General features: G+C 61.5%; 16 protein-coding genes. 13 read left to right on the top strand and 3 right to left on the bottom strand.

Going from position 1 to position 23,369, the window contains the following annotated elements:
- Nucleotides 1-357 precede the first annotated feature (357 nt).
- The 7 genes from AD662_RS04255 to AD662_RS04225 all read left to right on the top strand — a co-directional run bounded on the left by AD662_RS04255 (nucleotide 358) and on the right by AD662_RS04225 (nucleotide 9,286).
- Entirely contained in the window at nucleotides 358-1,959 is a 1,602-nt protein-coding gene (locus tag AD662_RS04255; protein WP_053185692.1) for an ABC transporter substrate-binding protein, read from the top strand.
- Between the two features lie 172 nt (nucleotides 1,960-2,131).
- Nucleotides 2,132-3,505, top strand: a complete 1,374-nt coding sequence (locus AD662_RS04250) for an OprD family porin (protein WP_018604496.1) — start codon at nucleotides 2,132-2,134, stop codon at nucleotides 3,503-3,505.
- A 75-nt stretch (nucleotides 3,506-3,580) separates the two neighbouring features.
- On the top strand, nucleotides 3,581-5,176 hold the full coding sequence (locus AD662_RS04245) for an ABC transporter substrate-binding protein (protein WP_018604494.1): 1,596 nt from the start codon (nucleotides 3,581-3,583) through the stop codon (nucleotides 5,174-5,176).
- A 218-nt stretch (nucleotides 5,177-5,394) separates the two neighbouring features.
- Entirely contained in the window at nucleotides 5,395-6,405 is a 1,011-nt protein-coding gene (locus tag AD662_RS04240; protein ID WP_014336601.1) for an ABC transporter permease subunit, read from the top strand.
- Between the two features lie 10 nt (nucleotides 6,406-6,415).
- The gene (locus AD662_RS04235) at nucleotides 6,416-7,327 is read left to right on the top strand and encodes an ABC transporter permease subunit (protein ID WP_053185689.1); all 912 of its coding nucleotides are present in this window, start codon (nucleotides 6,416-6,418) and stop codon (nucleotides 7,325-7,327) included.
- Between the two features lie 10 nt (nucleotides 7,328-7,337).
- Entirely contained in the window at nucleotides 7,338-8,306 is a 969-nt protein-coding gene (locus AD662_RS04230) for an ABC transporter ATP-binding protein (RefSeq protein WP_014336599.1), read from the top strand.
- Nucleotides 8,306-9,286, top strand: a complete 981-nt coding sequence (locus AD662_RS04225) for a peptide ABC transporter ATP-binding protein (RefSeq protein WP_053179966.1) — start codon at nucleotides 8,306-8,308, stop codon at nucleotides 9,284-9,286. Before AD662_RS04230 ends, AD662_RS04225 begins: the two co-directional genes overlap by 1 nt.
- Before the next feature lie 178 nt (nucleotides 9,287-9,464).
- Here AD662_RS04225 and AD662_RS04220 read toward each other — a convergent pair whose 3' ends face one another.
- Together AD662_RS04220 and AD662_RS04215 are read right to left on the bottom strand one after the other, a co-directional pair.
- The gene (locus AD662_RS04220; protein WP_053185686.1) at nucleotides 9,465-9,734 is read right to left on the bottom strand and encodes a hypothetical protein; all 270 of its coding nucleotides are present in this window, start codon (nucleotides 9,732-9,734) and stop codon (nucleotides 9,465-9,467) included.
- A 1,017-nt stretch (nucleotides 9,735-10,751) separates the two neighbouring features.
- Nucleotides 10,752-12,335, bottom strand: a complete 1,584-nt coding sequence (locus tag AD662_RS04215) for a peptide chain release factor 3 (RefSeq protein ID WP_018611329.1) — start codon at nucleotides 12,333-12,335, stop codon at nucleotides 10,752-10,754.
- A gap of 331 nt (nucleotides 12,336-12,666) precedes the next feature.
- Between AD662_RS04215 and AD662_RS04210 the strand changes: the two genes are divergently transcribed.
- The 6 genes from AD662_RS04210 to AD662_RS04185 all read left to right on the top strand — a co-directional run bounded on the left by AD662_RS04210 (nucleotide 12,667) and on the right by AD662_RS04185 (nucleotide 21,523).
- Entirely contained in the window at nucleotides 12,667-13,383 is a 717-nt protein-coding gene (locus tag AD662_RS04210) for an ABC transporter permease (protein ID WP_053185683.1), read from the top strand.
- A gap of 26 nt (nucleotides 13,384-13,409) precedes the next feature.
- Nucleotides 13,410-14,312 (top strand): glycine betaine ABC transporter substrate-binding protein, encoded by a 903-nt coding sequence (locus AD662_RS04205; RefSeq protein ID WP_018611334.1) that lies wholly within the window; start codon nucleotides 13,410-13,412, stop codon nucleotides 14,310-14,312.
- Nucleotides 14,313-14,327: 15 nt separating this feature from the next.
- Nucleotides 14,328-14,981: an ABC transporter permease gene (locus tag AD662_RS04200; protein ID WP_018611336.1), complete on the top strand. Its 654-nt coding sequence runs from the start codon at nucleotides 14,328-14,330 to the stop codon at nucleotides 14,979-14,981.
- Complete coding sequence (locus AD662_RS04195; RefSeq protein WP_053185680.1) at nucleotides 14,978-16,135, top strand: osmoprotectant ABC transporter ATP-binding protein OsmV; 1,158 nt, start codon at nucleotides 14,978-14,980, stop codon at nucleotides 16,133-16,135. Before AD662_RS04200 ends, AD662_RS04195 begins: the two co-directional genes overlap by 4 nt.
- A gap of 480 nt (nucleotides 16,136-16,615) precedes the next feature.
- Nucleotides 16,616-17,779 (top strand): type III PLP-dependent enzyme, encoded by a 1,164-nt coding sequence (locus AD662_RS04190; RefSeq protein WP_018611340.1) that lies wholly within the window; start codon nucleotides 16,616-16,618, stop codon nucleotides 17,777-17,779.
- A 1,218-nt stretch (nucleotides 17,780-18,997) separates the two neighbouring features.
- Entirely contained in the window at nucleotides 18,998-21,523 is a 2,526-nt protein-coding gene (locus AD662_RS04185; RefSeq protein WP_176580061.1) for a PepSY domain-containing protein, read from the top strand.
- A 153-nt stretch (nucleotides 21,524-21,676) separates the two neighbouring features.
- Here the strand turns inward: AD662_RS04185 and AD662_RS04180 are convergent, their stop codons facing one another.
- Entirely contained in the window at nucleotides 21,677-23,218 is a 1,542-nt protein-coding gene (locus AD662_RS04180) for an alkaline phosphatase D family protein (RefSeq protein ID WP_053185673.1), read from the bottom strand.
- Nucleotides 23,219-23,369 lie beyond the last annotated feature (151 nt).

The following is a 23,369-nucleotide window of genomic DNA, read 5'->3' as shown; positions in this document are numbered from 1 at the left end:
CCGACGCTTCGGGCGTAGCGGCTCCTTTTTAAGCGCGATGGCGGTGTACCAACAACACCATCGCGAGCAGGGCTCGCTCCCACGGCATGCCGTTGCTTTAAGCCAAGACTCAGGAAATCGCCTACATCCAAAAGCACTGCGTACCACAGCAGTTGGTTTAGGACGTATCGCCTTTTCCCACAAGTCTTTCAGGCATTACGCATTTACCCCCAGGCCCACGACTCATACCGTCGGGGCCTGGACGGCTTGCTGATCCTGCGGCATCGCTACGCAATGGAATGAGCTCAGTGCTCCGGACCTGCCCTCGGACAGACACCGGCTCACTGTTAAAACACCCCGAACGAGAGAGGGAGCGTCATGCGCCATACCTTGGTTTTATCCGCATTGCTGGGCACCGGCCTGTTGGCCGCGACATCCGCAGCCCAGGCTGCTGGCGGCAGCCTGGTGTTCTGTTCCGAAGGCAGCCCCGCTGGGTTCGACACCGCGCAATACACCACGGCCACCGACAACGATGCCGCCGAACCGCTGTACAACCGCCTGGCCGAGTTTGAAAAAGGCGCGACCAATGTCGTCCCGGGCCTGGCGACCAGCTGGGACATTTCCGAAGACGGCCTGAAGTACACCTTCCACCTGCGCGAAGGGGTGAAGTTTCATACCACCGATTACTTCACACCGACCCGGAATTTCAACGCCGACGACGTGCTGTTCACCTTCAACCGCATGCTTGACCCGCAGCATCCGTTCCGCAAGGCCTACCCCACCGAGTTCCCGTACTTCAACGGCATGAGCCTGAACAAGAACATCGCCAAGGTGGAAGCGACCGGGCCGTTGACCGTGGTCATGACCCTCAACAGCGTGGACGCCGCGTTCATCCAGAACATCGCCATGAGTTTTGCCGCGATCCTGTCGGCCGAGTACGCCGACCAGTTGCTCAAGAACGGCAAACCGAGCGACATCAACCAGAAGCCGATCGGCACCGGGCCGTTCGAGTTCAAGAGTTACCAGAAAGACTCCAACATCCGCTACGTTGCCAACCAGCAGTACTGGGCGCCGGAACGGGTCAAGCTGAACAACCTGATCTTCTCCATCAACACCGACGCCTCGGTGCGGGTGCAGAAGCTCAAGGCCAACGAATGCCAGGTCACCCTGCATCCGCGTCCGGCCGACGTACCAGCCTTGAAGAACGACCCCAAGCTGCAATTGATCGAGAAGCCCGGCTTCAACCTGGGCTACATCGCCTATAACACCCGCCACAAGCCGTTCGACCAGGTCGACGTGCGCCGGGCGCTGGACATGGCGGTGAACAAGCAAGGCATTCTCAATGCCGTGTACCAGGGCGCGGGGCAACTGGCGCAGAACGCCATGCCGCCGACCCAATGGTCCTACGACGAGACCATCAAGGACGTTCCCTACAACCCGGAAAAAGCCAAGGAGCTGCTCAAGGCCGCCGGGGTCAAGGAAGGCACCGAAATCACCCTCTGGGCCATGCCCGTACAGCGCCCTTACAACCCCAACGCCAAGCTGATGGCCGAGATGCTCCAGGCCGACTGGGCGAAGATCGGTCTGAAAGTGAAGATCGTCAGCTATGAATGGGGCGAGTACATCAAGCGCACCAAGAACGGCGAGCACGACATCAGCCTGATCGGCTGGACCGGCGACAACGGGGACCCGGACAACTGGTTGGGCACGCTGTACAGCTGCGACGCCATTGGTGGCAACAACTACTCCATGTGGTGTGACCAGGACTACGACAAGCTGATCAAGCAGGCCAAGGTCGTCACCGACCGCGACCAGCGCACCGTGCTCTACAAACAGGCCCAGCAGTTGCTCAAGCAGCAAGTGCCGATCACCCCTGTTGCCCACTCGACGGTCAACCAGCCGCTGAGTGCCAAAGTCGAAGGGTTCAAAGTCAGCCCCTTCGGTCGCAACGTGTTCTCGGGCGTCAGCCTGAACCCATAACCGTATAGCCACACAGCGAGGGTTTCCTTTGGAAGCCCTCACGCAGACGTCTTGCCTGAATTCGCCGATCCGGTGCCAAGCAAACGTTTGCTAGCTGTGAATGAGTTGCAAAAACCGATAGCCGTATCACCAAAAAGAACGGCATTAAAAAGAAAGAAAAGGAGCGTTACCCATGAAACTGAGCAGCACCGCGATACTGGCCCTGGCCATCAGCAGCATTAGCGCAACAGCGTTCGCAGAATCCCAGAGCCAGGATTTCGTTCCGACCGAACTGGCGAGCACCAGCGCCCAATCCGAAGCCAAGGGTTTCCTCGATGGCCAAAGCCTGTCAGGCACCACGCGTAACTGGTACGCCAACGAGCTGCTGAAACGGGGCAATTTCAGTTACCAGAAACACGGCGAGACACGTCCCACCGATCGTCGTATCAACTGGGTTCAGGGCACCATCCTCAATTACACCTCGGGCTTTACCCAAGGCACCGTAGGCTTCAGTACCGAAGTCGCTGCCTACAACGCCGTGGTCTTGGACCGCAGCCGCAAGGATATCGCCAACGGCGGCAACCGTACGCTGGCCGAGAACAACGGCGAGGCCGTGGACCAATGGAGCAAGCTGGGCCTGGCCAACGTCAAGGCGCGGGTTTCCAATACCACGCTGACCGCCGGTCGCCAGAACTTCAGTACCCCGATCGTCGATGTGATCGGCAACCGTGCGCTGCCTTCGAGCTTCGAAGGTGTAAGCCTGCACAGCGAAGAGTTCAGCAACCTCTCGTTCGACGCCGGCGTGTTTGACCGCGTATCTCCACGGACCGAACAGAGCCTGTCGAAATTCCGCTCCGAATACACCAACAACAATGCTGAAACCGATAAGGTCAGCGTCGTCGGCCTGAACTATCAGCCGCTCAAGAGCCTGAAGACCAGCCTGTACGCGTCCAAGGTCGAAGATTTCTGGAACCAGTACTACTTCGGCGCCACCCACGAGTTGGGCGACGCATCGGTGCTGGCGCTGACGACCGGTCTGAACTACTACAAGACCGTGGATGAAGGCAAAAAAGAGATGGGTGAAATCGACAACGATACCTACTCTCTGTCGTTGGGCCTGACCCACCAGGCTCACAGCTTGACCTTCTCTTACCAGGCCGTGAACGGTAACGAATACTTCGACTACCTGCACGAAACCAACGGCATCTACCTGGCCAACTCCCTGCTGTCGGACTTCAACGGCCCGAACGAGAAATCCTTCCAGATCGCCTACGGCATCAACATGGCCGAATATGGCGTGCCAGGCCTGAAGTTCAACGTCTACCGCGCTCGCGGCTGGGGCATCGACGGCACCCACTACACCGGCACCGCCTATGACGTGCGCGGCCTGAACGATGAAAACCACTATGAAACCGGCGTCGGCGCTTCCTACGCCGTACAAAGCGGTCCTCTGAAGGCCACGGCGATCCGTGCCACCTACACAGAACACCGCTCCAGCCGTAATCAGCTCGATGGCAGCATCAACGAGTTCCGCCTGGTCACCACCATCCCGTTCAACATTCTCTAAACTGCCACCGGGCGGTCGACTCACAAGGTCGCCCGTCCGGTCTTTTGCCAATTACCCGATTGCAGAGGATTGACGATGAACATGATTCCCCTACGCGCCGCCATCGCCGCCGCGTTGCTGAGTGTCGCCGTTGGCGCCACGGCCAAACCCCTGGTGGTTTGCACAGAAGCCAGCCCGGAAGGCTTCGACATGGTCCAATACACGACTGCAGTCACCGCCGACGCCGTGGCGGAAACCATTTTCAATCGCCTGGCCGATTTCAAGCCCGGCACCACCGAAGTGATTCCGGCCCTGGCCGAATCCTGGGACATCAGTGACGATGGCCTGACGTACACCTTCCACCTGCGCAAGGGCGTCAAGTTCCACACCACCGAATACTTCAAGCCGACCCGCGACATGAACGCCGACGACGTGGTCTGGAGCTTCCAGCGCCAGCTGGACCCGAATCACCCGTGGCACAAACTGTCGAGCGTGGGCTTCCCCTACTTTGAAAGCATGGGCTTCAAGGAACTGCTCAAGAGCGTCGAGAAAGTCGACGAACACACGGTCAAGTTCAGCCTGACCCGTCGCGAAGCGCCGTTCCTGGCCGACATCGCCATGGCCTTCTCGTCGATCTACCCGGCCGAATACGCCGATCAGTTGCTCAAGGCAGGCAAGGCCGGAGACCTCAACAGCAAGCCAGTCGGCACCGGCCCGTTCGTCTTCCAGCGCTACAACAAGGACGCCCAGGTTCGCTTCAAGGCCAACCCGGACTACTTCCGTGGCAAGCCGCCGGCCGATGCGCTGGTACTGGCCATCGCCACCGACAACAACGTGCGCATGCAGAAACTCAAGACCAACGAGTGCCAGATCGCGCTGTATCCAAAACCCGATGACATCCCCGGCATCAAGAAAGACCCGAACCTGAAGGTCGCCGAGCTGGACGCGATGACCGTCTCCTACACCGCCATGAATACCAGCCACAAATACATGAGCGACGTGCGGGTGCGCAAAGCCATCGACCTGGCGTTCGACAAGGAGGCCTACGTCAACGCGTTGTTCGGCAAGGGCAACGCCACCGCGGCGGTCAACCCGTACCCGCCGACCCTGCTGGGCTTCAACCACGACCTGAAGAACCCGACCCGCGACCTGGACAAGGCTCGCCAGCTGCTCAAGGAAGCCGGCGTGCCGGAAGGCACCGTGTTCACCCTGTTCACCCGCAACGGCGGCGGCCCGACCAACCCCAACCCGATGCTCGGCGCGCAAATGATGCAGGCGGACCTGGCCAAGGTCGGGATCAAGGTCGACATCCGCGTGATGGAATGGGGCGAAATGCTCAAGCGCGCGAAAAACGGCGAGCACGACATGGTGTCCGCCGGATGGGCGGGCGACAACGGCGACCCGGACAACTTCCTGACGCCTATGCTCAGTTGCGAGGCCGCCAAGAACGGCGAAAACTACGCGCGCTGGTGCAACGAGAAATTCCAGGCGCTGATCGACCAGGCTCGCGCCACAGTGAACCCCGAGGAGCGCATCAAGCTCTATGAACAGGCCCAGGTGATTTTCAACCAGGACCAACCCTGGATCAGCATGGCCCACACCCGCATGTTCACCGCAATGCGCAACAACGTAGAGGGCTACGTGATTAGCCCGCTCACCACCAACAACTTCGCCACCACCCAGGTGAAGTAGATAAGGGTTTGAACGGAAAGTCGCCGAGCGGCGATCAGGCAAGGCGAAAACAGGCGAGGAAGCGGAGTTTACGGGTTGTAAATGAGCATTCCGAGCCTGTTTTCAACGCAGCATGATCGTCGCGCAGGCACTTTCCGTTCAAAGCCAAGAAGACGCCCGGCAACCCTGACCCAGGGATTGCCGGGCACGCCTAACCGGCTGATGAGGTACACCTGAAGATGTTTAGTTTTATTGCCCGCCGACTGGGATTATTGATCCCCACGTTCTTCGGCATCACCTTGCTGACCTTCGCGTTGATTCGCATGATCCCCGGCGACCCCGTGGAAGTGATGATGGGCGAACGTCGGGTCGATCCCGAAATGCATGCACAGGCAATGGAACGCCTTGGCCTCAACAAACCGCTGTATGCCCAGTACCTGGACTACATCGGCAAACTGGCCCACGGCGACCTCGGCGAATCGCTGCGTACCCGTGAAAGCGTATGGACCGAGTTCAGCTCACTGTTTCCCGCGACCCTGGAACTGTCCATGGCCGCCCTGTTGTTCGCCGGTATCCTGGGCCTGCTGGCCGGGGTGATCGCGGCACTCAAGCGAGGGTCCCTGTTCGACCATGGGGTGATGGGCATCTCCCTGGCGGGGTATTCGATGCCGATCTTCTGGTGGGGCCTGATCCTGATCATGTTCTTCTCGGTGTCCCTGGGCTGGACGCCGGTGTCGGGACGGATCGACCTGCTCTACGACATCGAGCCGAAAACCGGCTTCATGCTGATCGACACCCTGCTGGCCGATGAGCCGGGCGCGTTTCTCGATGCGCTGCATCACCTGATCCTGCCGGCCATCGTGCTGGGCACCATTCCGTTGGCGGTGATCGCCCGCATGACCCGCTCTTCGATGCTCGAAGTGCTGCGCGAAGACTACATCCGCACCGCCCGCGCTAAAGGCCTGTCGCCGTCGCGCGTGGTGTTCGTGCACGGCCTGCGCAACGCGCTGATCCCGGTGCTGACCGTGGTCGGCCTGCAAGTCGGCACGCTGCTGGCCGGTGCGGTCCTGACCGAAACGATCTTCTCCTGGCCGGGCATCGGCAAGTGGCTGATCGAAGCCATCGGCGCCCGGGACTATCCCGTGGTGCAGAACGGCATCCTGTTAATCGCCTGCCTGGTGATTCTGGTCAACTTCGTCGTGGACATCCTCTACGGCTTTGCCAACCCACGCATTCGTCACCAGCGCTGAGATCAAAACCATGAGTACTCCAACTACCGCGGTAGCAGTCGATCAAAGCCTGCTGTACCCATCCCCGTACAAAGAATTCTGGCAGGCGTTTTCCCGCAACAAGGGCGCCGTGGCCGGGCTGCTGTTCATGACCTTGATCGTGTTCTGCGCGATCTTCGCGCCGTGGGTCGCGCCTCACGACCCGAGTGAGCAATACCGCGACTTCCTGCTGACGCCGCCGGCGTGGCTTGAAGGCGGGCAGATCCAGTTCCTGCTGGGCACCGACGAGCTGGGCCGCGACTTGCTCTCGCGCCTGATCCAGGGTTCGCGCCTGTCGCTGCTGATCGGTTTGTCGTCGGTGGTGATGTCGTTGATTCCGGGCATCCTGCTGGGGCTGTTCGCAGGGTTTTTCCCGCGCCTGCTCGGCCCGACCATCATGCGCCTGATGGACATCATGCTCGCCCTGCCTTCGCTGCTGCTGGCCGTGGCGATCGTCGCCATCCTCGGCCCAGGCCTGATCAACACCGTGATCGCCATCGCCATCGTCTCGCTGCCGTCCTACGTGCGCCTGACCCGTGCCGCCGTGATGGGCGAACTGAACCGCGACTACGTGACCGCCGCCCGCCTCGCCGGTGCCGGCCTGCCGCGCCTGATGTTCATCACCGTGCTGCCCAACTGCATGGCACCGCTGATCGTCCAGGCAACGCTGAGCTTTTCCTCGGCGATCCTCGACGCCGCCGCCCTGGGCTTCCTCGGCCTGGGCGTGCAACCGCCGACCCCGGAGTGGGGCACCATGCTGGCTTCGGCCCGCGACTACATCGAACGCGCCTGGTGGGTCGTGAGTCTGCCTGGCTTGACCATTTTGCTCAGCGTGCTGGCAATCAACCTGATGGGCGACGGGCTGCGCGATGCGCTGGACCCGAAACTCAAGAATGCCGCCTGAGGAGATTCCCATGTCACTGCTAGAAATCAAGAATCTCAACGTCCGCTTCGGCGACGCCACCGCCGTGCCGGTGGTCGACGGCCTCGACCTGAGCGTGGAAAAAGGCGAAGTCCTGGCGATCGTCGGCGAATCGGGCTCGGGTAAATCCGTGACCATGATGGCGCTGATGGGCCTGATCGAGCACCCCGGCATCGTCACCGCCGACGCGCTGAACTTCGACGGCAAGAACATGCTCAAGCTGAGCAACCGCCAGCGCCGGCAGATCGTCGGCAAGGACCTGGCGATGGTCTTCCAGGACCCGATGACCGCGCTCAACCCCAGCTACACCGTGGGTTTCCAGATCGAAGAAGTGCTGCGCCTGCACCTGAAGATGTCCGGCAAGGCCGCCCGCAAGCGCGCCATCGAACTGCTGGAAAAAGTCGAGATCCCCGGCGCCGCCAGCCGCATGGACGCCTACCCGCATCAACTGTCCGGCGGCATGAGCCAGCGTGTGGCGATTGCCATGGCGATTGCCGGCGAGCCGAAGCTGCTGATCGCCGATGAACCGACCACCGCCCTGGACGTGACCATCCAGGCACAGATCATGGACCTGCTGCTGGCCCTGCAAAAAGAGCAGGACATGGGCCTGGTGCTGATCACCCACGACCTCGCGGTGGTGGCTGAAACCGCCCAGCGCGTGTGCGTGATGTACGCCGGCCAGGCCGTGGAAGTGGGCCAGGTGCCGCAGCTGTTCGACATTCCGGCCCACCCCTACAGCGAAGCGCTGCTGGCGGCGATTCCAGAGCACAGCATGGGCGCCGAGCGCCTGGCGACCTTGCCCGGCATCGTGCCCGGTCGCTACGACCGTCCACAAGGTTGCCTGCTGTCGCCGCGCTGCCCGTACGTACAGGACAACTGCCGTCAACAACGCCCGGCCCTCGATCCGAAATCCAACAGCCTCGCCCGCTGCTTCTACCCGCTGAACCAGGAGGTGGCGTGATGGCCGTCGTACTTACCGCCCGTGACCTGACCCGTCATTACGAAGTGTCCCGCGGCATGTTCAAGGGCCATGCGACCGTGCGCGCCCTCAACGGCGTGTCGTTCGAACTCGAAGCCGGCAAGACCCTGGCCGTGGTCGGCGAATCCGGTTGCGGCAAATCCACCCTCGCCCGGGCCCTGACGCTGATCGAAGAGCCGTCCTCCGGCTCCCTGAAAATCGCCGGCCAGGAAGTGACCGGCGCCAACAAGGCCGAACGCAAGCAATTGCGTAAAGACGTGCAGATGGTGTTCCAGAGCCCCTACGCGTCCCTCAACCCACGGCAGAAAATCGGTGATCAACTGGCCGAGCCATTGCTGATCAACACCAGCCTGTCGGCCACCGAGCGACGGGAAAAAGTCCAGGCCATGATGAAGCAGGTGGGCCTGCGCCCCGAGCATTACCAGCGCTACCCGCACATGTTCTCCGGTGGCCAGCGCCAACGCATCGCCCTGGCCCGCGCCATGATGCTGCAACCCAAGGTGCTGGTGGCGGATGAACCGACGTCGGCGCTGGACGTGTCGATCCAGGCTCAGGTGCTGAACCTGTTCATGGACCTGCAGCAGGAATTCAACACCGCCTACGTGTTCATTTCCCACAACCTGGCGGTGGTGCAGCACGTGGCCGACGACGTGATGGTGATGTACCTCGGCCGTCCGGTGGAAATGGGCCCCAACGAGTCCATCTACAGCCGCCCGCTGCACCCGTACACCCAGGCGCTGCTGTCGGCCACCCCGACCATCCACCCGGACCCGAACAAGCCGAAGATCAAGATCGTCGGCGAACTGCCCAACCCGCTCAACCCGCCGTCCGGCTGCGCCTTCCACAAGCGCTGCCCGTATGCGACCGAGCGTTGCAAGACTGAAGAGCCGGCGCTTCGCCCGCTTGATAACCGGTTGGTGGCGTGTCATTACGCCGAGCGGTTCCTCGAAGGTGCGGCGTAAGGCTAAAAGGCAGCAAAGCACTGAAGGCAGAAAAGCCCTTGTGGCGAGGGAGCTTGCTCCCGCTGGGCCGCGAAGCGGCCCCCAAAACAGCCTCCCCGGTGTATCAGCCTGACACATGAAAAAACCCTCCCCCGACCAGCTGTTTGATCGGGTAGGAGGGCTTTTTTTTCCAAGGGTCTTAAGTCTGGCTATCGCCCTCCTCTTCCCCCATGTCTCCACTCTCGTCGGAGGGCGCTCCGTCATCGTCCGGCTCGTCTGGACTCGATTCGCCATCATCCTGCTCGTCGGAATCCGAATCCGCTGCTGCCAGCATCAACTCACCTTGAACCACCGAGCCACTCGACGCGTGCTTCTCATGCTCATCGCATTCGGCCCACGCAGCCGTGGAGCCCAGGGACAGCATCACCAACACCTTCAGCAAAAACATCATGCGTAGAAGCTTGTTCATAGCCACTTCCTTCTTTTCCGGATAAAGCCGGGGCCTGACGGCGCTCAAGAAAATCTAGTTCTGAACAGGCCGGTTCACCAGATAGGACGCTGCCGAACCACCATAAATGCCCCCGCCCGGCAGATTGGTTTCGAATAAGCGTTATCTCCAAACCTACTAACGCCAGGAACCTATGTGGGAGCAAGGCTTGCCCGCGATAGCGCCAGTACATTCAACACCCCGCTATCGCGAGCAAGCTTTGCTCCCACAGAGGAATCTGTGCCCAACACAAGTTTCTTGCCCACTGAAGATCCAGTGTGGGAGCGGGCTTGCTCGCGAAGAGGCCGGCACATCCAACATCCTGGCAAGCTGACCCACCGCTATCGCGAGCAAGCTTTGCTCCCACAGAGGGATCTGTGCCAAACACAAGTTTCTTGCCCACTGAAGATCCAGTGTGGGAGCGGGCTTGCTCGCGAAGAGGCCGGCACATCCAACATCCAGGCAAGCTGCCCCACCGCTATCGCGAGCAGGCTCGCTCCCACAGAGGGATCTGTGCTGGGCTCAAGTTTCTTGTCCACTGAAGATCCAGTGTGGGAGCGAGCCTGCTCGCGATGACGGCGGTACATCCAACATCCGGGCAAGCTGACCCACCGCCATCGCGAGCAAGCTTTGCTCCCACAGAGGGATCTGTGCCCAACACAAGTTTCTGCCCACTGAAGATCCAGTGTGGGAGCGGGCTTGCTCGCGAAGAGGCCAGTACATCCAATATCCAGACAAGCTGACTCACCGCTATCGCGAGCAAGCTTTGCTCCCACAGAGGGATCTGTGCCCAACACAAGTTTCTTGCCCACTGAAGATCCAGTGTGGGAGCGAGCTTGCTCGCGAAGAGGCCGGCACAGCCAACATCCAGGCAAGCTGACCCGCCGCTTTCGCGAGCAAGCCCGCTCCCACAGTGAGTTATATATGCCCAGGATATGGGGCAGGCCATAAAAAACCCCGCAGCTTTCGCAACGGGGTTTCGGTTTCAACACTCAGCGCTTAGTGATGCTCGCGCGTCGCGCGGAATTTCACGTCCGGCCAGCGCTCTTCCATCAGCGCCAGGTTGACTCGGGTCGGGGCCAGGTAGGTCAGGTGACCGCCGCCGTCCAGCGCGAGGTTTTCCACGGCCTTGTTGGAGAATTCCTCGAGTTTCTTCTTGTCGTCGCATTCGATCCAACGAGCGGAATACACGGTGATCGGCTCGTAGGAGCACTCGACCTTGTATTCCTCTTTCAAGCGGCTGGCGACGACGTCGAACTGCAGCACACCGACGGCGCCGAGGATGATGTCGTTGCTGCGCTCCGGGAAGAACACCTGGGTGGCGCCCTCTTCGGCCAGTTGCTGAAGGCCCTGGCGCAGTTGCTTGGACTTGAGCGGGTCCTTCAGGCGCACGCGGCGGAACAGTTCCGGGGCGAAGTGCGGGATGCCGGTGAAGCCCAGAGTTTCGCCTTCGGTGAAGGTGTCGCCGATCTGGATGGTGCCGTGGTTATGCAGGCCGATGATGTCACCGGCGAAGGCTTCTTCCAGTTGCTCGCGTTCCGAGGAGAAGAAGGTCAAGGCGTCGCCGATGCGCACGTCCTTGCCGGTGCGCACGTGGCGCATCTTCATGCCCTTTTCGTATTTGCCGGAACAGATGCGCATGAAGGCGATGCGGTCGCGGTGCTTGGGGTCCATGTTCGCCTGGATCTTGAACACGAAGCCTGCGAACTTCTCTTCCACCGGCTCCACGGTGCGCTCGTTGGCGACGCGTGCCAGCGGGCGCGGGGCCCAATTGACCACGGCGTCGAGCACATGGTCCACACCGAAGTTGCCCAGGGCGGTACCGAAGAACACCGGGGTCAGTTGACCGTCGATGAATTCCTGCTGGTTGAACTCATGGCAGGCGCCCTGCACCAGTTCCAACTGGTCGACGAAACGGTCGTACTCGTCGCCCAGGTGCGCGCGCGCTTCATCGGAGTCGAGTTTCTCGATGATCTTGACGTCGGTGCGCTCATGCCCGTGACCGGCGGTGTAGACGATGATGTAGTCGTCGGCCAGGTGGTACACGCCCTTGAAGTCGCGGTAGCAACCGATCGGCCAGGTGATCGGTGCGGCCTTGATCTTCAGGACCGCTTCGATCTCGTCGAGCAGTTCGATCGGGTCGCGGATGTCGCGGTCGAGTTTGTTTATGAAGCTGACGATCGGCGTGTCCCGCAGACGGCAGACGTCCATCAGCGCGATGGTCCGTGGCTCGACGCCTTTACCACCGTCGAGGACCATCAAGGCCGAGTCCACTGCCGTCAGGGTGCGGTAGGTGTCTTCGGAGAAGTCTTCGTGGCCCGGGGTGTCGAGCAGGTTGATCATGTGATCGCGATACGGAAACTGCATGACCGACGTGGTAATGGAAATACCCCGCTGCTTTTCCATTTCCATCCAGTCGGAGGTGGCATGGCGGTCGGATTTTCGAGATTTCACCGTGCCGGCGACCGCAATCGCCTTGCCCATCAGCAAGAGCTTCTCGGTGATGGTGGTCTTACCGGCATCGGGGTGGGAAATAATGGCGAAAGTGCGGCGTTTCGCGACTTCGGCGGCCTGTTTGGTCATGGGAAATCGCCTGGCAGGTGATTCAAAAAAGGGCGGCGATTATAGCTCAACTTGTGCCAGGAACCGAACCGTTGAGCACATCCAGGGTGGCCAGATCTTCCCCAGCATGGGAACCTTTTGCCGCGTGGAGGCGTCCACCCCCCTGTTACGGCTATTCGTCAGGGGCTGAAAAATCAGCAAGTTAGCCTGACGAGGCTGCGCTCATGGCTCGATTTACCTGCCGTTTTACCGGTATGAAAAGAGCTGCTTCTCGCGAACGTTTTCCCGGCAACCAGTGATGGTTTGCCGCCCGGGAAAGCGTGCGCCGACTGAAAGACAAAGGAGTCCGCCTGTGGCTATCCGCTATGGCAAAGGGCTTATCGGGGGTGCGGTCGTCGTCGCGCTCCTGGCCCTGTTGGTCCACTGGATCGGCATCGATACGATCCAACGCTACCACGACGATCTGCTGTTCTACCTGCAAGCGCACCTGCTGCTTGTCCTGGCCTCCATGCTGGCGGCCCTGCTCGTGGGCATCCCCGCCGGCATCGCACTCAGCCGCCCCGGCCTGATCGGGCGCGCCGAACGCTTCATGCAAGTGTTCAACATCGGTAACACCGTGCCGCCCCTGGCCGTGCTGGCCATCGCCCTGGGCATCCTGGGCATCGGCAGCGGTCCCGCCATCTTCGCCCTGTTCCTCGCCTCGCTGTTACCCATCGTGCGCAACACCTATGAAGGCCTGAAAAACGTCCAGGGCTCCCTCAAGGAAGCCGCCGTCGGCATCGGCATGACCCCGCGCCAGGTGCTGTGGAAAGTCGAGTTGCCCAACGCCGTGCCGATCATCGTCGGTGGCGTGCGCGTGGCCCTGGCGATCAACGTCGGCACCGCGCCCCTGGCGTTCCTGATCGGCGCCAACAGCCTCGGTAGCCTGATCTTCCCCGGCATCGCCTTGAACAACCAGCCGCAGCTGTTGCTCGGCGCGGCCTGCACCGCCCTGCTGGCGCTGCTGCTCGACGGCCTGGTGACACTGGCCAGCCGTCTCTGGCTGGAACGCGGTCTGCGACCGTCATAAGCCCGGCTGGATAAAGGAAATCGTTTATGAAGAAGTTGAGCTTGATACTGGGCTGCGTCCTGCTGTTCGCAGGATTCGCCCAAGCCGCTGAAAAACCGCTGATTCGCCTTGGCGCCCGGGTGTTCACCGAGCAGACGCTGCTGGCGGAAATCACCGCGCAATACCTGCGCAGCAAGGGCTACGACGCGCAGATCACCGGCGGCCTGGGCAGCAACCTGGCCCGCAGCGCCCATGAAACCGGGCAACTGGACATGCTCTGGGAATACACCGGCGTGTCGCTGGTGGCCTACAACCATGTCACGGAGAAACTCGACAGCGCCCAGTCCTACGCCCGGGTGAAAGAACTCGACGCGAAAAAAGGCCTGGTCTGGCTGACACCGTCGAAATTCAGCAACACCTACGCCCTGGCCCTGCCGGAAAAAATCGCCCGCCAATACCCGCAGATCAACAGCATCAGCCAGTTGAACACGGTGCTGCAGGCCGAAGCCGATGACAATCATCTGGTGGCCCTGGACACCGAGTTCGCCAACCGTTCCGACGGCCTGGCGGGCATGGTCGAGCAATACGGCATGAACCTGACCCGCAAGAACATCCGGCAGATGGATGCGGGGTTGGTCTACACCGCCCTGCGCAACGGCCAGGTATTCGCCGGCCTGGTGTACACCACCGACGGCCGGTTGAACGCGTTCAAGCTGAAGTTGCTCGAAGACGACAAGCATTACTTCCCCGACTACACCGCCGCGCCGGTGGTGCGCCAGGCGTACCTCGACGCGCACCCGCAACTGGCCGCGCAGCTCAAGCCCCTGGCCGAGCTGTTCGACGACGCAACCATGCGCCAGCTCAACGCCCGCGTGGACGTCAACCACGAAAGCCCTTCCACCGTTGCCGCTGATTTCCTGCGCCAGCATTCGCTGCTCTCAACCCAATGACCTGGAGGAACAGCCATGGATTTTCTTGACGCCTTTTCCCATCTGGACTGGCCGCTGGTACTGCACCTGACTTGGCAGCACATCACCCTGGTGGGCATCGCCGTGACCCTGGCCATTGTTGTCGGTGTGCCGCTGGGCATCTTCATGACCCGCTTCCCGACGCTCGCCGGCCCATTGCAGGCCAGCGCCACGGTGCTGCTGACAATTCCGTCGATTGCGCTGTTCGGCCTGCTGTTGCCGTTCTATTCCAAGTTCGGCCAAGGCCTGGGCCCGATGCCGGCGATCACCGCGGTGTTTCTCTATTCGCTGTTGCCGATCATGCGCAACACCTACCTGGCCTTGACCGGCGTCGAACCGGGTATCCGTGAGGCCGCCCGTGGCATCGGCATGACCTTCGCCCAGCGCCTGCGCATGGTCGAACTGCCCATCGCCGTGCCGGTGATCCTGGCCGGCGTGCGCACCGCCGTGGTCATGAACATCGGCGTCATGACCATCGCCGCCACCATCGGTGCCGGTGGCCTGGGCGTGCTCATCCTCGCTTCCATCAGCCGCAGCGACATGTCGATGCTGATCGTCGGCGCCGTGCTGGTCAGTCTCCTGGCCATCTTCGCCGACCTGCTTCTGCAATGGCTGCAACGCTCGCTGACCCCAAAAGGACTCCTCAAATGATCGAACTTCAAAACCTCAGCAAAACCTTCAAGAGCAACGGCAAAGACGTCAAGGCCGTGGACTCGGTGAACCTGACCGTCAACGAAGGCGAGATCTGCGTGTTCCTCGGGCCGTCGGGCTGCGGCAAAAGCACCACGCTGAAGATGATCAATCGCCTGATCCCGCCGACCTCGGGCAAGGTGTTGATCAACGGCGAAGACACCACCGGCCTGGACGAAGTGACCCTGCGTCGCAACATCGGCTACGTGATCCAGCAGATCGGCCTGTTCCCGAACATGACCATCGAGGAAAACATCACCGTCGTCCCGCGCCTGCTCGGCTGGGACAAGCAGAAATGCCACGACCGCGCCCGCGAGCTGATGAGCATGATCAAGCTCGAACCCAAGCAGTACCTGCATCGCTACCCCCGTGAACTGTCCGGTGGCCAACAGCAACGGATCGGCGTGATCCGTGCCCTGGCGGCCGATGCGCCGCTGCTGCTGATGGACGAACCCTTCGGCGCGGTGGACCCGATCAACCGCGAGATGATCCAGAACGAGTTCTTCGAGATGCAACGGGCGCTGAACAAGACCGTGATCATGGTCAGCCACGACATCGACGAAGCGATCAAGCTGGGGGACAAGATTGCGATCTTCCGCGCTGGCAAGCTGGTCCAGTTCGATCACCCGGACACGCTGCTGGCGCATCCGGCCGACGAGTTCGTCAGCAGCTTCGTCGGCCAGGACAGCACGCTCAAGCGCCTGCTGCTGGTCAAGGCCGAAGACGCGGCGGACAACGCTCCGTCGGTCAGCCCCGAGACGCCAGTGGGTGAGGCACTGGAGTTGATGGACGAACATGACCGTCGCTACGTGGTGGTCACCTGTGCCGAGAACAAGGCCCTGGGGTATGTGCGCCGTCGCGACCTGCACCGCCAGACCGGCACCTGCGGACAATACCTGCGCGAATTCAACGCCACCGCCGTCTACGACGAACATCTGCGGATCCTGCTGTCGCGCATGTACGAGTTCAACCGCTCGTGGCTGCCGGTGTTGGATGCCGAACGGGTGTTCCTCGGGGAAGTGACCCAGGAATCGATTGCCGAGTACCTGAGCTCCGGACGTTCGCGCGGGGGCAAGACCAGCATTGTCTCGCCGGCCGAGACTGCGTTGGCCTGACTGACGCCTTCGCGAGCAAGCCCGCTCCCACACTGGATCTGCGTCATCCTACTATTTTGTGGTTGGTCGCGGGCCCAGTGTGGGAGCGGGCTTGCTCGCGAATGGGGCACCACAAATATCCCTGAAACACCTAAAAAATCCCTTCAACGGGAACATCAATCTGTCACGCAGGTCGGTTACATCATGAGCTGTCGCGGGCCGCACGACGGATGTGTGCAAAAACGCGACATTTTTAGTTGATCTCAGGCCCCTCACGCCCTAAAGTTCGCGCCGAACGTCCATGCTGGAAACGATCCATCCGGCTCAAGTACTGACGACGAGACAGCAAGGCCAAGGGAATCACGCATCCCGTGGCCTTTTTGCTTTCGGCGACATGCCTTGGGAAGTAGGCGAACCAAAGTGGGGATACGGAGGACGTTCACGAGGGCTGCTTGCCCTCACACCCATTGATCCTGATGTTTGCCAGTAGGAGTCCCAAGTATGTCGATCCAGGTCGAAGATTATTTCGCGCGCGAAACCTTCCAGAAAATGAAAGCGTTCGCCGACAAGCAGGAAACCCCGTTCGTGGTGATCGACACCGCGATGATCTCCAAGGCCTATGACGACCTGCGCGCCGGTTTCGAATTCGCCAAGGTCTACTACGCCGTCAAGGCCAACCCGGCGGTGGAAATCATCGACCTGCTCAAGGATAAAGGCTCGAACTTCGACATCGCCTCGATCTATGAGCTGGATAAGGTCATGAGCCGTGGCGTCGGCCCGGATCAGATCAGCTACGGCAACACCATCAAGAAATCCCGCGACATTCGCTACTTCTACGAGAAGGGCGTGCGCCTGTATGCCACCGACTCCGAAGCCGACCTGCGCAACATCGCCAAGGCCGCGCCGGGCTCGAAAGTCTATGTACGGATCCTCACCGAAGGCTCGACCACCGCTGACTGGCCGTTGTCGCGCAAGTTCGGCTGCCAGACCGACATGGCCATGGACCTGCTGATCCTGGCCCGCGACCTGGGCCTGGTGCCGTACGGCATTTCGTTCCACGTCGGCTCGCAACAACGCGACATCAGCGTCTGGGACGCGGCCATCGCCAAGGTCAAGGTGATCTTCGAGCGTCTGAAGGAAGAAGACGGCATTGTCCTGAAGCTGATCAACATGGGTGGCGGCTTCCCGGCCAACTACATCACCCGCACCAACAGCCTGGAAACCTACGCCGAGGAAATCATCCGCTTCCTCAAGGAAGACTTCGGCGACGACCTGCCGGAAATCATCCTGGAGCCGGGCCGTTCGTTGATCGCCAACGCCGGTATCCTGGTCAGCGAAGTGGTGCTGGTGGCGCGCAAGTCCCGTACCGCCGTCGAGCGTTGGGTGTACACGGATGTGGGCAAGTTCTCCGGCCTGATCGAAACCATGGACGAAGCCATCAAGTTTCCGATCTGGACCGAGAAGAAAGGCGAGATGGAAGAAGTGGTCATCGCCGGGCCTACCTGTGACAGCGCTGACATCATGTATGAAAACTACAAGTACGGGTTGCCGCTGAACCTGGCTATTGGGGATCGCCTGTACTGGCTGTCGACCGGGGCCTATACCACTAGCTATAGCGCGGTGGAATTCAATGGCTTTCCGCCGCTGAAATCGTTTTACGTGTGATGGGTTTGGGGCTTGAACCTCCATAGTTCTTGCCCTGTTGCGTAATAAAAAACGGCGCTTTTTTCAGAAATGGAAAGCGCCGTTTTTTTTTGATGGGTTGGTGTGTAGATCCGTTATTTAGGTAACGGCTGCTTAGGGTTCCGCCCTGACGGCGGGTCACTTTCGAAAAGCGCGAAAGTAACCAAAGCGCTTGTGCCCCACCACTCGGTGCCTCGCCTAGGCTCGGCATGCCTGAACGAAGGCATTGCTCCGTGGGCCGCCGCGAAGGGCCATCCATGGCCCAGCGCGGCTAACCCGGCATCCATGCCGGGTTGCCCACTCCACAATGCCTCCGTTCAGCCAGCGTGGTTAACGGGGCGCCCGAGATCAACGTCCACCGCGAGGCGGCCTAACAGCCGACCTGGCTCTCCCGGTCGTACACCCATCAGATCTGTTTGAGCAGGACCTGTGGGAGCAAAGCTTGCTCGCGATAGCGGTGGCTCAGTCAATGAAGATGTTGGATGTACCGGCCCCTTCGCGAGCAAGCTCGCTCCCACAGGGGGGCTCTGGATGCACACAAATATTGTGTCTACTGAAGATCCAATGTGGGAGCGAGCTTGCTCGCGAATGCGGTGTCCCAGTCGATGAATATGTTGGATGTGCCGGCCTCTTCGCGAGCAGGCTCGCTCCCACAGGGGGGCTCTGGATACACACAAATATTGTGTCTACGGAAGATCCAATGTGGGAGCGAGCTTGCTCGCGAATGCGGTGTCCCAGTCAATGAATATGTTGGATGTGCCGGCCCCTTCGCGAGCAAGCTCGCTCCCACAGAGGGGCTCTGGATGCACACAAATATTGTGTCTACTGAAGATCCAATGTGGGAGCGAGCTTGCTCGCGAATGCGGTGTCCCAGTCGATGACGATGTTGGATGTGCCGGCCCCTTCGCGAGCAGGCTCGCTCCCACAGGGGGGCTCTGGATACACATAAATATTATGTCTACTGAAGATCCAATGTGGGAGCGAGCTTGCTCGCGAATGCGGTGTCCCAGTCGATGAATATGTTGGATGTGCCGGCCCCTTCGCGAGCAAGCTCGCTCCCACAGGATTTCGTCGCCGGCGGCGGGCAAAAGGTCCGCTCATGCAAATGATCGAAGCTTTTGGGTGTGTTTATGAATGCTTCTCGATAACACACGGCATAATGCACGCCGTGATGAACAGTAAATGAACAAGGCGAGCGACGTGTTGAAGAAAACCCTGTTCCAGTTGCACTGGTTTTTCGGCATCAGTGCCGGGCTGGTCCTGGCGTTGATGGGCGTTACCGGGGCGGTGGTGTCGTTCCAGGATGAAATCCTGCGGGCCTTGAACCCGCAGGTGCTGATGGTCGAGAAACAGCCGGCCGGCGTCCTGCCGCCTGCCGAACTGGTGGAACAGATCGAAGCCACCTCCGGCAAGACCGTCGCCATGCTCTGGGTCGAGACCGACAGCGGCAACGCCGCGCGGGTGATCTTTGCGGCGCCTGCTGGGGAAAAACGTGGCGCCATGCGCTATTTCAACCCTTACAACGCGCAGTTCATGGGCGATGTGACGGGCCAGGACTTCTTCGGTTTTATGCTCAGGTTGCACCGCGTCCTGACCCTGGATGATGTCGGTCGGCAAATCACCGGTGCCTGCACGCTGATCCTGGTGTTTTTCTGCCTGTCCGGACTGTACCTGCGTTGGCCGCGCCAATGGAAAAGCTGGCGCGCCTGGCTGACCCTCGACTGGGGGAAAAAAGGTCGGAGCTTCAATTGGGACCTGCACTCCGTGGCGGGCACCTGGTGCCTGGTGTTCTATCTACTGGCGGCCCTGACCGGGCTGACCTGGTCCTACGAGTGGTACAACAAAGGCGTGACCCGCCTGCTCTCCGATTCACCGAAAGAGGAACGGGTGCGCAATCGTGGCCCGGCGCCAAGCGGCCCACTGCCCGTGGCCGATTACCGGGCCATGTGGAGCAGCATCTACAGCGCCGCCGGCCCGGGGCTGTCGGCCTATAACGTGCGCATGCCGCCCGTGGCCGGGCAACCGGCGACCGTGTTCTACCTGCTGAACAACTCGCCGCACGACCGGGCGCTGAACCAGCTCGTCCTCGACCCTGCCACCGGCGTCATCAGCCGGCACAGCCGCTACAGCGACAAGAGTTTCAAGGCGCAGTTGCTGACCAGTGTCTATGCCCTGCATATCGGCAGTTACTTCGGCCTGGTCGGGCGGATTCTGGTGACCGTCGCCGCGCTGACCATGCCGCTGTTCTTCATCACCGGCTGGTTGCTGTATCTGGACCGCCGCCGCAAGAAGCGCCACGTCAGAAACGCCCGCCAGGCCCTCATCGCCAACCCGGGCAATGCGCCGGCCTGGCTGATCGGCTTCGCCAGCCAAAGCGGTTTCGCCGAGCGACTGGCCTGGCAGACCGCCGGCCAACTCCAGGCCGCCGGCTTGCCCGTGAAGGTCCAGCCACTGGCCGGCGTGCGTGAGCAGGACCTGAACGACGCCACCCATGCGCTGTTTGTCGTCAGCACCTTTGGCGACGGCGAAGGGCCGGACAGTGCCCGCGGTTTCGAACGCAAGGTGCTGGGCCAGGCCTTGAGCCTGGAGCGTCTGCAGTATTCGGTGCTGGGCCTGGGCGACCGGCAGTATGAACACTTCTGCGGCTTCGCCCGGCGCCTGCACGCCTGGCTGGCGGAACACGGCGGCAAGACCCTGTTCGCGCCGGTGGAAGTGGACAGCGGCGACCCTTACGCCCTGCGTCACTGGCAACAACAATTGGCGGAGTTGACCGGCCAAGCCCCGCTGGACACTTGGCAGGCGCCAAGCTTCGAAAACTGGAGCCTCAGCCAGCGCACCCTGCTCAACCCCGACAGCAGCGGCTCGGGCGTTTACCTGCTGGGCCTCACCGCCCCCGGGCCGAGCAGTTGGCTGGCCGGCGACCTGGTGGAAATCCTGCCGCGCAATGACCTGTGGGCCATCGAACATTTCCTCGACGGGCTCGGCCTCTCCGGCCAGGCGCGCGTGCAAGTCGATGGCCTGTCCCAAAGCCTCGATCAAGCCCTGGCCACCCGCCAACTCCCGGAAAACCGTGCCCATCTGGTCGGCCTGCATGCCCAGGCGCTGGTGGATGCCCTGGCACCGCTGGCGATACGCGAATACTCCATCGCCTCGATCCCGGCCGACGGCGTACTGGAACTGATCGTGCGCCAGGAACGTCACGCCGACGGTAGCCTGGGCGTCGGTTCCGGCTGGCTGACCGAACACGCACCACTGGGCAGCGCCGTCAGCCTGCGGCTGCGCCGCAACAGCAGCTTCCACCTGCCGGCCCAGGGTGTGCCGATGATCCTGCTGGGCAACGGCACCGGCCTGGCCGGCCTGCGCAGCCTGCTCAAGGCGCGCGTCACCGAGGGCATGCAGCGCAACTGGCTGCTGTTTGGCGAGCGCAACCGCGAACACGATTTCCACTGCCGCGATGAGTTGCAGGAATGGGTGACCTCGGGCGACCTGGAACGCCTGGACCTGGCCTTTTCCCGGGATCAGAAGCAGAAAGTCTACGTCCAGGACCGCCTGCTGGAATCGGCCGCGCTGCTCAAGCAATGGCTGGCCGACGGCGCGGTGATCTATGTCTGCGGCAGCTTGCAGGGCATGGCATCCGGGGTGGATCACGTGCTCAACAACGTGCTGGGGCGCGAGGAAGTGGAGCGGCTGATCGAGCAGGGGCGGTATCGGCGGGATGTCTACTGACAGACACCCATCTTAAGTACCCCTTGTGGGAGCAAAGCTTGCTCGCGATAGCGGACTGTCAGTCAGCCATTTATTGACAGATATACCGTTATCGCGAGCAAGCTTTGCTCCCACAGAGGCTTTTCCCACAGAGGCTCCTGGCGCGACTGACAGTCAAACCGGCTGCAACTTCTTCTCGAACACCGCCACGCCTTCCAGGTCCCGCAACACCACGCTCATCTCCCCGCTCTGCCCGTCGATGTTCACCTCGCCAAAGAACTGATACCCGGCGAACGGCGAGGTGTTCTGGGCCGGGGGCGCTTTCTGGAACACCACTTCCGGGCCGAAGGTCTTGTCCAGGGCGTTGGGCCCGAAGCTGCCGGCGTTCAATGGCCCGGCGACGAACTCCCAGAATGGTTCGAAATCCTGGAACGCGGCGTGTTCGGGGTGGTAATGATGGGCGGCGCAATAGTGGACGTCGGCGGTGAGCCAGACGTAGTTGCGCACCTGATGCTTGCGCAGGTAGCCGAGCAGTTCGGCGACCTCCAGTTCACGCCCCTGGGCCGCGCCCGGGTCACCGTTGGCGACCGCTTCCCAGCGCGGCACGCCGGGGCTGACTTCGCCATCCGGCACACCCAGGCCAATGGGCATGTCGGCGGCGATGACTTTCCATTGGGCACGGGACTGCTTCAATTCGCGCTTGAGCCAGTTCAACTGCTCACGCCCCAGGAACGGTTTAGCCGCGCCGAGGTTGGCGTCGTTGGCCTCGCGGTAGCTGCGCATGTCCAGCACGAACACATCCAGCAGCGGCCCGTAACCGAGCTTGCGGTAGATCCGTCCACCGCCGTCGGCCTTCTGCAGGCGCATCGGCGCGTATTCCAACCAGGCCTGTCGCGCGCGCCCCACAAGGCTGTGGATATCCTTGGTCTGGTAGCGCTCGTCCAGTTGCTTGCCCGGCGACCAGTTGTTGACCACCTCATGGTCGTCCCACTGCCAGATCTGCGGCACTTCGGCGTTGAAGCGACGGACGTTTTCGTCCATCAGGTTGTAGCGATAGTTGCCGCGATACTCATCCAGGGTCTCGGCAACCTTGCTCTTGGCTTCGGTGGTGAGGTTGCGCCAGATGCGCCCACCCTCGGCGGTGATTTGCGCCGGCACCGGGCCGTCGGCGTAGATGGTGTCGCCGCTGTGGATAAAAAAATCCGGCAGGCGCAGGCGCATGGCTTCGTAGATGCGCATGCCGCCGATGTCCGGGTTGATACCGAAGCCCTGGCCGACGGTGTCGCCACTCCAGACAAACCGGATGTTGCGCTTGAACTGCGGCACGCTGCGCAGGTGGCCGAGCCAGGGTTCGCTGGCAACCCCGCTTTGGGCGTCTTCGAAATGCACACGGTAGAAAATCGCCTGGTCGCGGGGCAGCCCGGTGAGTTCGACCCGGGCAGTGAAATCACTGCGGGCGTCGGCCATGGGCGAGACGAAGCGGCGCGGATTGCTGAACGTGCTGCGGGTGTCCCACTCCACCACCATCCGCGCCGGACGGTCGCTGCGGCTCCAGATCATCGCCCGGTCGCCCTGCACGTCGCCCGACTGCACACCGTCGGTGAGCACCGGCCGATCCTTGACCGAAGCCATCACCGCCGGCGCCAGCCCCGGCAACAACAACCCCGCCCCCACGGCTTGCATCACCCGACGACGGCCCAGGTCGAATTCGCTCATGGTGTTCTCCCTTGAAATGGGAAAACTTAAGCATGGCTCTGTGAAGTGGGTGTGACAGGAATTTTATGCCCCCCCAAAAACCAAATGTGGGAGCGGGCTTGCTCGCGAAAGCGGCGTGTCAGTCGACGAAAATGTTGTCTGACACGCCGCT

The sequence above is a fragment of the Pseudomonas kilonensis genome (assembly GCF_001269885.1).
Taxonomy (GTDB): domain Bacteria; phylum Pseudomonadota; class Gammaproteobacteria; order Pseudomonadales; family Pseudomonadaceae; genus Aquipseudomonas; species Aquipseudomonas kilonensis.
This window is presented reverse-complemented; position numbering and strand designations above follow the sequence as displayed.